12 protein-coding genes are annotated in these 13867 nt (G+C 64.9%); 2 read left to right on the top strand and 10 right to left on the bottom strand.

The window, feature by feature from the left end:
* Positions 1–127: 127 nt before the first annotated feature.
* The 3 genes from catA to WM94_RS16215 all read right to left on the bottom strand — a co-directional run bounded on the left by catA (position 128) and on the right by WM94_RS16215 (position 2669).
* Positions 128–1063 carry a catechol 1,2-dioxygenase gene (catA, locus tag WM94_RS16205; RefSeq protein WP_013973065.1) on the bottom strand — a complete coding sequence of 312 codons (936 nt, stop codon included), beginning with the start codon at positions 1061–1063 and terminating at the stop codon, positions 128–130.
* A 43-nt stretch (positions 1064–1106) separates the two neighbouring features.
* Entirely contained in the window at positions 1107–1397 is a 291-nt protein-coding gene (catC, locus tag WM94_RS16210; RefSeq protein WP_013973066.1) for a muconolactone Delta-isomerase, read from the bottom strand.
* A gap of 150 nt (positions 1398–1547) precedes the next feature.
* Entirely contained in the window at positions 1548–2669 is a 1122-nt protein-coding gene (locus WM94_RS16215) for a muconate cycloisomerase family protein (protein ID WP_039613887.1), read from the bottom strand.
* 135 nt (positions 2670–2804) lie between these two features.
* Here WM94_RS16215 and catR point away from each other — a divergent pair, with 135 nt between their 5' ends.
* Together catR and WM94_RS16225 are read left to right on the top strand one after the other, a co-directional pair.
* On the top strand, positions 2805–3677 hold the full coding sequence (gene catR / locus WM94_RS16220; RefSeq protein WP_039613888.1) for an HTH-type transcriptional regulator CatR: 873 nt from the start codon (positions 2805–2807) through the stop codon (positions 3675–3677).
* 202 nt (positions 3678–3879) lie between these two features.
* A complete protein-coding gene (locus tag WM94_RS16225) occupies positions 3880–5214 on the top strand; it encodes a D-serine ammonia-lyase (RefSeq protein WP_061551678.1) in 1335 nt (444 codons plus the stop codon).
* Between the two features lie 161 nt (positions 5215–5375).
* Here the strand turns inward: WM94_RS16225 and WM94_RS16230 are convergent, their stop codons facing one another.
* The 7 genes from WM94_RS16230 to alr form a co-directional block, all read right to left on the bottom strand.
* Positions 5376–6209 (bottom strand): helix-turn-helix transcriptional regulator, encoded by an 834-nt coding sequence (locus WM94_RS16230; RefSeq protein ID WP_256207024.1) that lies wholly within the window; start codon positions 6207–6209, stop codon positions 5376–5378.
* 53 nt (positions 6210–6262) lie between these two features.
* Positions 6263–7675, bottom strand: coding sequence for an aminotransferase (locus WM94_RS16235; RefSeq protein ID WP_061551680.1), 1413 nt, complete (start codon positions 7673–7675; stop codon positions 6263–6265).
* A gap of 34 nt (positions 7676–7709) precedes the next feature.
* A complete protein-coding gene (locus tag WM94_RS16240) occupies positions 7710–8813 on the bottom strand; it encodes a polyamine ABC transporter substrate-binding protein (RefSeq protein ID WP_061551681.1) in 1104 nt (367 codons plus the stop codon).
* A gap of 438 nt (positions 8814–9251) precedes the next feature.
* Positions 9252–9953 (bottom strand): NAD(P)H-dependent oxidoreductase, encoded by a 702-nt coding sequence (locus WM94_RS16245; RefSeq protein WP_061551774.1) that lies wholly within the window; start codon positions 9951–9953, stop codon positions 9252–9254.
* Between the two features lie 43 nt (positions 9954–9996).
* Positions 9997–11412, bottom strand: coding sequence for an aldehyde dehydrogenase family protein (locus WM94_RS16250; protein WP_061551682.1), 1416 nt, complete (start codon positions 11410–11412; stop codon positions 9997–9999).
* Complete coding sequence (locus tag WM94_RS16255) at positions 11405–12595, bottom strand: pyridoxal phosphate-dependent aminotransferase (RefSeq protein ID WP_003260931.1); 1191 nt, start codon at positions 12593–12595, stop codon at positions 11405–11407. The genes WM94_RS16250 and WM94_RS16255 overlap by 8 nt, the downstream gene beginning before the upstream one ends.
* A 23-nt stretch (positions 12596–12618) precedes the next feature.
* Complete coding sequence (gene alr / locus WM94_RS16260; RefSeq protein ID WP_013973076.1) at positions 12619–13848, bottom strand: alanine racemase; 1230 nt, start codon at positions 13846–13848, stop codon at positions 12619–12621.
* Positions 13849–13867: the final 19 nt, after the last annotated feature.

Consider the following 13867-nt stretch of genomic DNA (forward strand, 5'->3'; position numbering starts at 1 on the left):
TAGCAGGCCCCTGTGGGAGCGGGTTCACCCGCGAACACCGGCACAGCCGGTGCCATACACCGTGTCGCATTCTTCGCGGGTAAACCCGCTCCCACAACGACCTCTACAACCGGAGCGATAACATCACTCAGGCCCCCTGCAAAGCACGCGGGCGGTGGCTGCGCGCCTCGGCGTCTGGCGCCTTGGCCGCCTGCAGATGGAAGTCGAACGCCAGCTCGGCAAAGCGCTCACCCTCTACGCCGCGAGCACGCGCTGCCGCAGCATCCTCGACAAAGCGCAGCTCGCCGACCAGCCCGTCACGGGTGGCATAGGCAAAGTCATCCCACAAGTACTTGTCGCCGGCCAGGTTTATCTGCGTGGTCAGGTGCCGGTGCCCGGGCGCAGAGATGAAGAAGTGCACATGCGCCGGGCGCTGGCCGTGACGGCCAAGCAGGTCCAGGCATTCCTGGGTTGGCCCCTGCGGGTCGCAACCGTACCCCGACGGCACGATGGAGCGCGCGCGGTAGCGCCCTTCGGCATCGGTGATGATGCGCCGGCGCAGGTTGTACTCGGACTGGGTAGTGTCGAAGTACGAATAGGTGCCCTGGGTGTTGGCGTGCCACAGGTCAACGGTGGCGCCGGCCAACGGCTTGCCTTCGGCATCGAACACCTGGCCCTGTAGGAACATCACCACGCCCGGGTCGCTGCCGTCATCCATGCGCGTTTCACCGTGCGCCAGCGGCGCGCCTGCCACATACAGCGGGCCTTCGATGGTGCGCGGGGTGCCGCCAGTCAGGCCGGCCTCGGCGTCCTTGGCGTCCTGCAACAGGTCGAGGAAGTGCTCGATGCCCAGGCCCGCCGCCAGCAGGCCGGCTTCGTTACGGCCACCCAGGCGGTTGAGGTAGTCGACGGCATGCCAGAACTCGTCTTCGGTGATTTCCAGGTCCTCGACCAGGCGTGCAGTGTCCTGCAGCACACGCAGGATGATCTGCTTGAAGCGTGGGTTGCCTTCAGCATGGCCCAGGCCGGCCACTTCCTTGAAGAACGCCTGAACATCGGCAGTGTGGGAAATTTTCACGGTCATCGCGCTTGCCTCATTTTGTTCTTGTCAGGTAGACAGGTGCCACTCAGCGGTCATCGCTGTGAATCGACGAGGGGTGCCGGCACAGGCCGTCTACCTCGATGTCCATGTACGGGAACAGCGGCAGCTGCATCAGGGTGTCGTGCAGCGCCTCGACGCTGGGTACATCGAACACGCTGTAGTTGGCGTAGTGCCCGGCAATGCGCCACAGGTGGCGCCAGGTGCCTTCGCGCTGCAGGCGCTGGGCCAGTTCCTTTTCGTCGGCCTTGAGCCTGGCGGCCTTGGCCGGGTCCATGTCGACCGGAAGTTTCACGGTCATCTTCACGTGGAACAGCATGCTGGTATCTCCTTTCTCTGATTTGGCGCCAACACTGTGGGAGCGGGTTTACCCGCGAACACGGGCGAAGCCCGTGCCATCCACCGCGTCGCCTGCTTCGCGGCTAAAGCCGCTCCCACAGGGGTTGTGTGTTCTTTCAGCCAGCGTGACTCAGCGGCGGGCGAAGCGCGCCAGGCGCTGTTCGTCCAGGGTCAGGCCCAGGCCTGGGGTGCGTGGGATGTGCAGCTGGAAGTCGCGGTATTGTGGCGGCTCGTTGACGATTTCTTCGGTCAGCAGCAGCGGCCCGAACAGCTCGGTGCCCCAGGTGAGCTGGCGCAGGGTCAGGAAGGCATGAGCCGAAGCCAGGGTGCCGATCGAGCCTTCGAGCATGGTCCCGCCATACAAGGCGATGCCGGCAGCCTCGGCGATTTGCGCGGTACGCAGTACGGCGCGCGGGCCGCCGTTCTTGGCTATTTTCAGGGCGAAGATGCTGGCCGCGCCGTCGGCAGCCAGGCTGAAGGCGTCCTCGACGCTTTCGATCGACTCGTCGGCCATGATCGGTGCCGGGCTGCGCTGGTTCAGGCGCACCTGGCCGCTGCGGTTGATGCGCGAAATCGGTTGCTCGATCAGGTCGATGCCGTTGTCGCCAAGCACCTGGCAGGCACGGATGGCCTGGGATTCGTCCCAGTACTGGTTGACGTCGACCCGCACGCTGGCGCTGTCGCCCAGCTCGCGCTTGATCGCCACCACGTGCTTGAGGTCCTGGGCCAACGGGTTGGCGCCGATCTTCAGCTTGAACACCCGATGCCGACGAATCTCCAGCATGTGCTGGGCTTCGGCGATGTCGCGGGCGGTATCGCCGCTGGCCAAGGTCCAGGCCACTTCCAGGCTGTCGCGCACGCGGCCACCCAGCAGTTCGCTGACCGGCAGGCCCAGGCGTTTGCCCTGAGCATCGAGCAAGGCGCTTTCGATACCCGACTTGGCAAAGGTATTGCCCTTGGCCAGCTTGTCCAGCTTGAGCATGGCGGCGTTGATGTTGTCAGCCGGCAAGCCAACCAGCGCTGGCGCCAGGTGCGCATCGATGTTGGCCTTGATGCCCTCCGGGCTTTCGTAGCCATAGGCCAGGCCGCCGATGGTGGTGGCCTCGCCGATGCCTTCCACGCCATCACTGCAGCGAACACGCAATACCACAAGGGTCTGCTGCTGCATGGTGTGCATCGCCAGCTTGTGCGGGCGAATGGTCGGCAGGTCTACGATAATTGCCTCGATACGTTCAATCAGCACACTTGTCATTGTTGCCAGGTCCCGTTGTTTCGGGCTGCCAGCCGCAGGCCCGAGTGGTGCATTTACTTGCTTGTTCAAGGATTGCGCGAGACCCTGATAGCCGTCCAATATCGAATGAATCTCCCACCATACCCTGGAGGTCTGATGGAGCTGCGCCACTTGCGTTACTTCAAGGTCCTGGCCGAAACCCTGAACTTCACTCGCGCCGCCGAGCTGCTGCACATTGCCCAGCCGCCGCTGAGCCGGCAGATCAGCCAACTCGAGGACCAGCTCGGTACCTTGCTGGTAGTGCGCGAGCGCCCGCTGCGGCTGACAGAGGCGGGTCGCTTCTTCTACGAACAGAGCTGCACCGTGCTGCAGCAGCTGCAGAACATCAGCGACAACACCCGTCGCATTGGCCAGGGCCAGCGCCAGTGGCTGGGGATCGGCTTCGCCCCGTCGACCCTGTACAAGGTGCTGCCGGAGCTGATCCGCGAGCTGCGCCAGGACAGCGAGCTGGAACTGGGCCTCAACGAGATGACCACGCTGCAGCAGGTGGAGGCGCTGAAAAGCGGGCGCATCGACATCGCCTTCGGGCGCATTCGCATCGATGACCCGGCGATTCACCAACAAGTGCTGTGCGAGGACCCGCTGGTGGCGGTATTGCCCAAGGATCACCCGCTGGCGAGCAGCCCGCTTACACTTGCCCAGCTGGCTGGCGAGGCGTTCATCCTCTACCCGGCCAACCCGCGGCCCAGCTATGCCGACCATGTGCTGGCACTGTTCGCCCACCACGGCATGAGCATCCGCGTCAGCCAATGGGCCAACGAACTGCAGACCGCCATCGGTCTGGTGGCCGTCGGCGTGGGCGTGACCCTGGTGCCGGCGTCGGTGCAACAGCAGCACCGCACCGATATCGAATATGTAAGCCTGCTCGACAGCGGCGCCGTCAGCCCGATCATCCTCAGCCGACGCAAGGGCGATGTGAGCCCGATCGTGCAGCGCTGCCTGACATTGATTGCACAACAGGCCGAATGAGCACGCGCTCCCTGACCTCAACGGTCTGGCTAAACACCTGCCCCCTGTGGGAGCGGGTTCACCCGCGAACACGGGCGAAGCCCGTGCCATGCACCGAGTTGAATTCTTCGCGGGTAAACCCGCTCCCACAGGGTCCGCGTCTGTCTGTAGGCGCACTTTTGTGTCACACCCCGGCCATCATCAACCAACAGGAATACCCAGCATGATTCACGGCAAGACACTGCAAGCATGGTGCAGCTCCCACCCCCTGATCGACGACCTGGTGGCCCTGCGCGAAACCCGTTGGTTCAACCCGCACATTGCCCCGGCCGCCCAAGCCCTGGCCGACGTCGGTTTAAGCGCCGCCGATGTCAGTGCTGCCAGTGCCCGCCTGGCACGCTTTGCCCCCTACCTGGCGAGCGTGTTCCCGGATACCGCCGCCACCGGCGGCATCATCGAGTCACCACTGCGCCCGCTGCCCAAACTGCATGCCACCTTGCTGCAGGCAGCGGGCCTGCCTGCCAGCGGTTCACTTTGGCTCAAGGCCGACAGCGAGCTGCCGATCTCTGGCTCGATCAAGGCCCGCGGCGGTATTCATGAAGTGCTCAAGCATGCCGAAGACCTTGCCCTGGCAGCCGGCCTGATCAGCCTCGACAGCGATTACCGGGAACTGGCCAGCGACCAGGCCCGGCAATTCTTCAGCCAGTACAAGGTTGCGGTCGGCTCGACCGGCAACCTCGGCCTGTCGATCGGCATCATGAGCGCCAGACTGGGCTTTCAGGCGACCGTGCACATGTCGGCCGATGCCCGCCAGTGGAAGAAGGACAAACTGCGCGCCCATGGCGTGAACGTGGTCGAGTACGAAAGCGACTACAGCGTGGCGGTGGAGCAAGGGCGCCAGCAGGCGGCGGCGGACCCGGGCTGCTACTTCGTCGACGACGAGAACTCGCCACACCTGTTCCTCGGCTATGCCGTGGCGGCCGAGCGGCTGGCCGCCCAGTTCGAAGCCGCGGGCATCAAGGTAGATGCCGAGCACCCCTTGTTCGTCTACCTGCCCTGTGGGGTCGGCGGTGGCCCCGGTGGCGTGGCGTTCGGCCTGAAGCTGATCTGGGGCGACCATGTGCACTGCATCTTCGCCGAGCCCACCCACTCGCCCTGCATGTTCCTGGGGGTGTACAGCGGTTTGCATGACGCCACCAGCGTGCAGGATTTCGGCATCGACAACCTGACCGCCGCCGACGGCCTGGCGGTGGGCCGCCCTTCCGGCTTTGTCGGCAAGGCGATGCAGCGTTTGCTCGATGGCTATTACACAGTCAGCGACGAGGCGCTGTACCGGCTGTTGGTATTGGCCCATGACCAGGAGAATGCGCGGCTGGAGCCTTCGGCGCTGGCGGGGATGCCGGGCATGGTCAGGGTGCTTGAAGCGCCTGAGTACTTGGCGCGCATGGGCCTGTCGGCCGGGCGCATGCAAAGGGCCACGCATTTGGTCTGGGGGACCGGTGGCAGCATGGTGCCGGAGGCGGAGTTTGCGGCCTATCTGGCTAAAGGCAGGGGCTGAGAGGTATTGGGAGGCAGCGCTATACCTGTGGGAGCGGGTTCACCCGCGAACACGGGCGAAGCCCGTGCCATCCACCGCGGTGTCTGCTTCGCGGGTGAACCCGCTCCCACAGGGATCGCGCCAGCTTTCAAATAGTGAGCAAGGCAGTTGCTCCTTTGCTGCTAAACCGCCAGGTGATCACCGCGCAGCCAGTCGATAAACCGCGCAAACAACTCCGACTGCGAGTTGATCTCCAGCTTCAGGTACAGGTTCTTGCGGTGCATGCGCACGGTTTCCGGCGAGATGCCCAGCTCCAGCGCGGTGGACTTCACCGAATGCCCACGCAAGATCATGTGCGCCACCTCCCGCTCACGGTCGGTCAGCACCTGGCAGCCGAAACTGTCGAACGCCGCCTGCAGGCTGCCACGCTCCGCCGAAGCGGGGCCGGGCTCCAGATGGTGCCGGGCGTAGCGCCCCAGCAGCTCGCGTACCATCGGCTCCAGCGCGCGCAGCAGGTCGATCTGCCCCGTACTCAGCCGTGTGCCGCTGCAGCCCTGGAACAGGCTCAGCGACAACTTGCGGCCAGCGCTGAGGTCGACGATGTAGTAGCTGTCTTCACTGCAACCGGTACCCAGGTAGTAGGCCTTGTAGTAGTCGCTGTCGAAGAAGTTGTCCGGGGCGATTTCCTGCAGGTGGTAGAAGCCCTCGGCCAGGCCGCTCTGCACGGCCAGGCAGAACGGGTCGAGCAGGTAGCCGGCAGTGAAGTAGCGCTCCAGCACGGCGGCGCGGTGCAGGTCGGGGATGCCTTGCTGGTACAACAGTTGCGGTGCCCGCCCCTGGCACTCGAGGCTGATCATCATCGATTCCACCCGCACCAGCTGGCCGATGGCGGCTGCCACATGCGCCAGCGCCTCGGGCGTTTCGCTGTGGGCCAGTGCGCGCTGCAGCGCCGCATGCCATTGCTGCAGCGCGCCCAGTGAAAGGGTAAGCGGGGTGTCGGGAGAGGCCTGGGTCATGCCCGGCAGTCTAGCCTGCCAGGCACGCCCGCGCACAGCCCTTTGCGCCAGGTTCATCGGCCCTGGTACAGGCCAAGCGCCGTGAGTTCGCGCGCGGTTTCGATGATGCACTGGCGCAGGGTTTCGACGATCTCGTCCACTTGCGCATGGGTAATGATCAACGGCGGCGACATCACGTTCAGGTGCATGATCGGCCGCACCAGCAGCCCTTTGGCCTGGGCCTTGCTGTGGATGCGTTCGCCAATGTTCACCTCGTCCGCAAACAGCGCCTTGCTGGCCTTGTCGGCAACGAACTCGACACAGGCCATCAGCTTCATGCAGCGCACATCCCCCACCAGCGGCAGCTCGCGCAGGCTTTGCAGGCGCTGTTCCAGGTAGCCGCCAACGTCCTTGACGTGCTCCAGCAAATGCTCGCGTTCGATGATCTCGATGTTCTTCAGCGCCGCGGTGCAGCACACCGGGTGGCCACTGTAGGTGAAGCCGTGGGTGAAGCAGCGGCCCTTGCCCGGCTCGGCGATCACCTGCCAGATGCGCTCGGAGAAGATGCACGCCCCCAGCGGCAGGTAGGCCGAGGTCAGGCCCTTGGCGGTAGTGATGATGTCGGGGGTTACGCCGAACAGTTCCTCGCTGGCGAAGAAGGTGCCCAGGCGCCCGAACGAAGTCACCACTTCGTCGGCGACGAACAGGATGTCGTAGGTCTGGCACAGCTGCCACATGCGCTGGAAGTAACCCTTGGGCGGAATGATCACCCCGCCCGAGCCCATGATCGGCTCGGCGAAGAACGCCGCCACGTTGTCGGCCCCCAGCGAAAGGATCTTGTCCTCGAACTCGGCCACCAGGAAGTCGAGGAACTCGGCCTCGTCCATGTCGTGCGGGGCGCGATACGGGTTGGGGTTGGACACGTGGTGGATCAGGTCGTGGTGATAATCGAACTCCGGCACCCGGTCAGCGGCCTTGTTGCCAATCGACATGGTCAGCGTGGTGGAGCCGTGGTAGGCGTTGTAGCGGGCGATGATGTGCTTCTTGTGCGGCTTGCCACGGCAGTTCTGGTAGTACTGGATCAGCCTGTAGGCAGTGTCGACCGCGGTCGAGCCGCCGGTGGTGAGGAACACATGGTTCAGGTCACCCGGCGCCAGCTGCGCAAGCTTCCGGCACAGCTCGATGGCCACGTCGTTGGCCATGTCGGAGAACGGGTTGGAATAGGCCAGCTGGCGTACCTGGTCGGCGATGGCCAGGGCCATTTCCTCGCGGCCCAGACCAATGTTGGTGCACCACATGCCGCCGACGGCATCGAGGAAGCGGTTGCCGTGGGTATCGCGGATGTAGGCGCCCTCGCCGGCAACGATGTTCAGCGCGCCTTGCTCGCGGTGCTCGTCGAACACGTGGTAGCCGTGCATGTAGTGGGCCTTGTCGGCTTCCACCAGGGGATCGTGGGCAATGGCGAATGCTTTGCGTGGGGTGGCCATGGGCAGCTCCTTGGCAGTGATCGTTGGGCAGTGTTCAGAAACCGGTCTTGACCGTGCTCCAGACCCGGGTGATGGCGCGCATGTCCTTCGGGCTCTGGGTTTTCTGCGCGAACAGGCGCTCGCGGGTTTGCGCGTCGGGGTAGATGGCCGGGTCCTGGCGGATCTCGTCGCGCACCAGCGCCGTGGCGGCGGCGTTGCTGTTGGCGTAGTGGATGTAGTCGGTGACCTTGGCCATGGTCTGCGGCTGCAGCAGGAACTCGATGAAGCGGTGGGCGTTGGCCGCGTGCGGCGCATCCTTGGGGATGTACAGATTGTCGAACCAGATCAGCGAGCCTTCCTGGGGGATGAAGAACGACAGCTTGATGTCCTTCTTCGCTTCCACCGCGCGGGCCTGGGCGGTGGCGTAGTCGCCGGACCAGGTCAGGGCCAGGCAGACATCGCCGTTGGGCAGGCTGGTGAGGTAGTTGACCGAATCGAACTTGCGAATGTAGGGGCGAATGCCCAACAGCAGTTGTTCGGCCGCCTTGAGGTCGGCCGGTGATGCGCTGCGTGGGTCCTTGCCCAGGTATTGCAGGGCCAGCGGGATGACTTCGGTCGGCGCATCCATCAGGGTGACGCCACAGTCGGCGAAGCGCGAGACGATCCTGGGGTCGAACAGCATGGCCAGCGAGCCGATGGGGGCATCGGGCATGCGCGCGGTGATCTTGTCGACGTTGTAGGTTACCCCCGAGCTGCCCCAAGTGTAGGGCGCCGAGTATTTCAGGCCGGGGTCGTAGCCTTGCAGGTTGTTCACCACCTGCTGGTCGAGGTTGTGCCAGCTGGGCAGTTGCCGCTTGTCCAGCGCCTGGAACACCCCGGCGCTGATCAGCGGGGGAACCAGGGAAGCGTTGAGCATGACCAGGTCGTAGCCGGAGCGGCCGGTGAGCAGTTTGGTCTGCACCGTTTCGTAGCCGTCGAAGGTGTCGTAGATGACCTTGATGCCGGTGGCCTTCTCGAAATCGGCCAGGGTGGTTTCGCCGATATAGTCGGTCCAGTTGTACAACCGCAACGTGTTACCGCTGTCCACCTCTTCTGCCTGGGCCAGGCTGGCGCCAGACGCCAGCAGCAGACCGCCAATCACCTTCAGTACCTTGCGCATGGCAACTCCATCGTGTGAATGCTCGGGATCGAGCCGATGGGGGCACTATCGAGGGATTTGCCGAAGGGGGACATACCCCGAATGTGTGGGTGGTCGCTTTTTTTTGCCGGTGAATTTTGTATGAAGGCCACAGGCCCAATCGCCGGCAAGCCAGCTCCCACAGGTCCTCCACAGTCCTGAAGCCCTGTGATTTCCCTGTGGGAGATTGCCCAGCCCTTTGGGCTGAGCTGTCGCGCAGAGAACCAATATCGCTCGTCTGACGCGTCCTTTGTAGGAGCAGCCTTGTGCTGCGAAGAGGCCGGTACAAGCAACAGATAGGCTTTGTCAGTACCGGCCTCTTCGCAGCACAAGGCTGCTCCTACAGAACCTCGCCGAACCAATGAGTCATGTGTTGTTCTATGAGAGCTGGCTTGCCGGCGATTGGGCCAGAACAGTCAATCACGCCAGCGGGTAAAGCGCCTCATCAAACTGCTCCAGGCGCGGGAACACCAGTGGCTGGTCGTCCGGGAGCTGCTCCAGGCGCTGCCGGTACTGCTGCAAGAACGCCTGCCGCGCCTCGTCACTGATGTACGGCACATGCCAGGCCACGAACGGCGGCAGCACCTCGAACCCCACGTAGGCCAGCGTGCCGCGCAAGATCGGCCGCAGCATGTCCTCCAGCGGCCCATGAATCGCCCCGTCGCCAAACATGTGCTCGCGCCCGCCCAGGGTCACGGTCACCAGCGCTTTCTTGCCCGCCAAACCGCCCTGGTCGTAGAAGCGCTTGCCGCCATAGCACACCCCCGACACCAGCACGCGGTCGATCCAGCCCTTGAGCATGGCCGGCGCCGAGAACCAGAAGATCGGGAAGTTCAGCACCAGCAAGTCGGCCCACAGCAGCTTGTCCAGCTCCTGCCGGATATCCGCGGCAATGGCGCCACGCTTGACCCCTTGGCGCTGCTCCAGGGCATACACCAGGTACTCGGGGTTCTCGCGCTGGCTGAAGTCATCGGCGCTGGCCACCGGGTTCCAGCCCATGGCGTACAGGTCGCTGACCTGCACCTGGTGGCCCTGGGCGCGGAAGGTTTCCACGGCCTGGTCACGCAGGGCAGCGGTGAACGATTGCGGCTCGGGGTGAGCGTGGACGATCAGTACATTCACAAACATTCTCCTCACACAAAACAGGTTGTCTTCCAGCTGTGGCTCAGCACTGCACCGCTTTCACCTCGACGAACTCCGCCAGGCCCTCCTCACCCCACTCACGCCCGTTGCCCGACTGCTTGTAGCCACCGAACGGTGCCTGGTAGTTGAACCCGCCACCGTTGATGAAGCACTGCCCGGCGCGTATCTGCCGCGCCAGGGCCAGGCCGTGCTCGCGGCTGCCGGCCCACACCGCGCTGGACAGGCCGAACGGCGAATCGTTGGCCAGGGCCAGCGCCTGGGCCTCGTCGGCATAGGGGATCAGGCACAGCACCGGGCCGAAGATTTCCTCCTGGGCGATGCGCATGCGGTTGTCGACATCGGCGAACAACGTCGGCGCCACGTAGAACCCGCGCTCGAAGCCGGCTGGCGTATCACCGCCGCACAGCAGGCGCGCGCCCTCTTCCTGGCCCAGGCGAATGTAGTCGAGCACGGTGCGCCGCTGGCCTGCCGAACACATCGGCCCGAGGAAGCTGGCCGGGTCACGCGGGTCGCCCATGACCAGCGCACGGGTCTCGGCCTCGGCAATCTCCAGCGCCTCGGCGTAGCGGCTGGCCGGCAGCAGCATGCGGGTCAGGGCCGTGCAGGTCTGCCCCGAGTTGATCATCACATCCTGCACGCCATGGCGCACCGCCGCGTGCAGGTCGGCGTCGGCGGTGATCAGCAGCGGCGACTTGCCACCCAGCTCCAGGCACACCCGCTTCACCGTCGGCGCGGCCGCCTGGGCCACGCGCACCCCGGCGCCGGTGGAGCCGGTGAACGACACCATGTCCACCTGCGGGTGCCGGGCCAGGGCCTCGCCAACCTTGGCCCCCGGCCCGCTGACCAGGTTGAACACCCCGGCCGGCAGGCCGATGGCCTCGATCATCTCGGCCAGCAGGAACGCATGCAGCGGTGTTTCCTGGCTGGGCTTGACCACCACCGTGCAGCCGGCGGCCAGGGCCGGCGCCAGCTTGCCGATCATCTGGTGCAGCGGGTAGTTCCACGGGTTGATGAACGCGCACACGCCAACGGCTTCGCGGTACACCAGCGAGTTGCCGACTTCGCGCACCTCATCCATCAGCCCGGCCAGTTCGGCGTACTGCTCCAGCCCGGCAATCGGGCCCTCCACCTGTACCGCCTGGCACCACTGCACCGGCATGCCCAACTCGTCGGTGATGACCGAGGCCATTTCCGCCGCGCGGCTTTTCAGCTGTGCAGCCAGCGCCGTTATATAGCCGGCACGTACGCTGGACGGCGTGCGCGACCAGCCATCGAAGGCCCGCCGCGCGGCCATGACCGCCCGTTCGACATCGGCCTCGGCGCCCAGCGGCACCCGGCCGATGGCCTGTTCGGTGGCCGGGTCGATCACCTCGGCCATGCCCTGCCCGCTCGGTACCTGCCAGGCGCCGTCGATGTACAGCCGCGCATACTCACGCATGGCCGTAGTCCCGTTTCAGCTCGTCGGCACAGTAGGCGATGCGTCGGCAGGCATCGATCAACGCCGCATTGCCCAGCACCAGGCCCAGGCGGATATGCCCGGCAGCGCTGGGACCGAACGCTTCGCCGGCAAGCACCGACACGCCCTGGCTGTCCAACAGGTAGTCGGCAAAGGTCTGGGCAGATACGCCGGTCTCGCGGATATCGACCATCACGAACATACCGCCATCGGGCTTGAGCACCTTGATGCCCGGGCAGTCGGCCAACTGCTCGCACACCAGGTCGCGACGCTGGCGATAGGCTTCGCGCATAACATCCAGTTCCGGCAGTTGCTGCTCCAGTGCCACCACGGCGGCGTCCTGGATGAAGTCCGGCGAACCGTACAGCATGCACAGGGCGAGGTTTTCCAGATGGGTGGCAAGTTCGGTCGAACCGACCACCCAGCCCACCCGCCAACCGGTCATGGCATGCGACTTCGACAGGCTGTTGAGGGTGGCGGTGCGCTCGGCCATGCCCGGCAGGCTGCCAGGGCTGACATGCTCGCCGTCGTACAACAGCTCGCTATACACCTCGTCAGAGATCAACCACAGATCGTGGGCGATGCACAGCTCGGCCAGCGCCTCCCAGGTGGCGCGCGGCAGGCTCGCCCCCGAGGGGTTGTGCGGGCTGTTCAGGGCCAGGGCGCGGGTGCGCGGGGTGATGCGCGCGGCCACGTCACGCGGGCACACGCGAAAGCCGTTCTCCGGCTTGACCGGCACCGGCACCACCTTGGCGCCACAAGCCCCGAACACCGCCTCGTAGGTCACGTACATGGGCTCGGCGACAATTACCTCGTCACCCGGGTCGAGCACGCACTGGGCCACGCAGTACAGCGCGCACTGGGCCCCCGCCAGCACCGTCACCTGGTCGGCATCGACGGCCTGGCCGCTGCGCTGGCAGTGGCGGTTGGCGATGGCCTGGCGCAGCGCCAACTTGCCGCGCACATCGGCGTAATGGGTGTGGCCCGAACGCAGGCTGTCGATGGCCGCCTCGACGATCGGCGCGGGGGTGTCGAAGTCCGGGTCACCCACCGAAAGCAGCAGGATATCCCTACCCTCGGCCTGCAGCGCCAGGGCGCGATAGTGGATGTCCCAGGCCGCAGCCCCGTCGCCGGCGATGTGTTGAGTGAGCTTGGCGTAGCGCATGGCAATCTCCCTTCATTGGCAGTTCAGTCGACCAGAATCTTCGGGTTGGAACTGCCCCATACGGTGTAGAGGTCGGCGAGCAACGCGCCGTTGATTTCTTCTATCTCGGCCTGGGTGATCTCCCCCCCGGCCTGTTTGCCGAACAGCACCACTTCGTTGCCCCCCTTCACATCGGGGAAGTCGGTGACATCGACCATCAAGGTGTTCATCGACACCTTGCCCACCACTGGCACTCGGTGGCCGTTGATCAGCACATGGCCCTTGTTGGTGAACACCCGGCGGTAGCCATCGGAGTAACCCACGGTGATGTTGGCCAGGCGGGAATCACGCGCCAGGGTGAAGGTGCGGTCGTAGCCGACGGTGTTGCCTGCCGGGTAGCTGTGCACCGCCGCCACGTGCGACTTGAACTGCATGACACGTTGGTATTCGGTGCGCGTCGGCACGGTGTCGCCGAACAGCGCGCCACCGGTACGCACCATGTCCAGGTGCGCTTCCGGCACTTCCAGCGTAGCGAAGGAGTTGGCGGCATGCAGGGTGAGCTTGCTGCGATCAAGCTTCGCGTGCTTGATCAGCCAGTCGGTCTGTTCGTTGAACGCTGCCAGGCCTTTGCGCACATCGTCCTTGTCTTCCACGGCGAAGTGAGTCATCAGCGCGACCAGCTGGAGGTGCTTCTGGTCAGTGATCTGCAGCGCTTCACCCCGGCCGGACCAGGTGGTCATTTCCACGCCGTTGCGGCTCATGCCGCTGGAATTGAGCGCCATGTGAATGCGCAGGGTCTTGCCGTGGCGTTCGGCGATGGCATCGAGCTGGCGGGCGAACTCGGCGCTGCCAACCAGCTCTTCCATGTCGTACTGCAAGGCATCTTCCACTTCGCCGAGGCTGGCCAGGCGTACCCGCACCAGTTGCCCGGTGAAGCCGCTGGCGCGGACCACGCGTGCCTCCTCGTTGCTGGCCACCGCCACGCAGGGCACGCCCTGGGCGATGATCGACGGCATCACAAGGCCGATACCGTGGCCATAGGCGTCGGCCTTGAGCACGGCGCACAGCTTGGACTTGCCGCCCAGCTCGGCCTGCAAGGTACGGATGTTGTGTTGCAGTGCGCCGGCACTGATTTCGACCCAGGCGTTGCTGTTCTGCGCGGTCAGGGCGGTGGTGCCGTTGTCCATCGACAGGGGCGGTGCGGCGTACAGCGGGGCCTGGCCAGTGATCAGCAGAGCGAGGGATGCAGCCAGGAGGGTACGGCTAAATTGCATGGTGATTTCTCTTGTTGTT

The organism is Pseudomonas sp. ABFPK (assembly GCF_001586765.1).
Lineage (GTDB): Bacteria > Pseudomonadota > Gammaproteobacteria > Pseudomonadales > Pseudomonadaceae > Aquipseudomonas > Aquipseudomonas asiatica.

Bases quoted from the DNA above. Each gene is read 5' to 3' on its own strand.
- catA (WP_013973065.1), bottom strand. From the start codon at position 1,063: ATGACCGTGAAAATTTCCCACACTGCCGATGTTCAGGCGTTCTTCAAG.
- catC (WP_013973066.1), bottom strand. From the start codon at position 1,397: ATGCTGTTCCACGTGAAGATGACCGTGAAACTTCCGGTCGACATGGAC.
- WM94_RS16215 (WP_039613887.1), bottom strand. From the start codon at position 2,669: ATGACAAGTGTGCTGATTGAACGTATCGAGGCAATTATCGTAGACCTG.
- catR (WP_039613888.1), top strand. From the start codon at position 2,805: ATGGAGCTGCGCCACTTGCGTTACTTCAAGGTCCTGGCCGAAACCCTG.
- WM94_RS16225 (WP_061551678.1), top strand. From the start codon at position 3,880: ATGATTCACGGCAAGACACTGCAAGCATGGTGCAGCTCCCACCCCCTG.
- WM94_RS16230 (WP_256207024.1), bottom strand. From the start codon at position 6,209: ATGACCCAGGCCTCTCCCGACACCCCGCTTACCCTTTCACTGGGCGCG.
- WM94_RS16235 (WP_061551680.1), bottom strand. From the start codon at position 7,675: ATGGCCACCCCACGCAAAGCATTCGCCATTGCCCACGATCCCCTGGTG.
- WM94_RS16240 (WP_061551681.1), bottom strand. From the start codon at position 8,813: ATGCGCAAGGTACTGAAGGTGATTGGCGGTCTGCTGCTGGCGTCTGGC.
- WM94_RS16250 (WP_061551682.1), bottom strand. From the start codon at position 11,412: ATGCGTGAGTATGCGCGGCTGTACATCGACGGCGCCTGGCAGGTACCG.
- WM94_RS16255 (WP_003260931.1), bottom strand. From the start codon at position 12,595: ATGCGCTACGCCAAGCTCACTCAACACATCGCCGGCGACGGGGCTGCG.
- alr (WP_013973076.1), bottom strand. From the start codon at position 13,848: ATGCAATTTAGCCGTACCCTCCTGGCTGCATCCCTCGCTCTGCTGATC.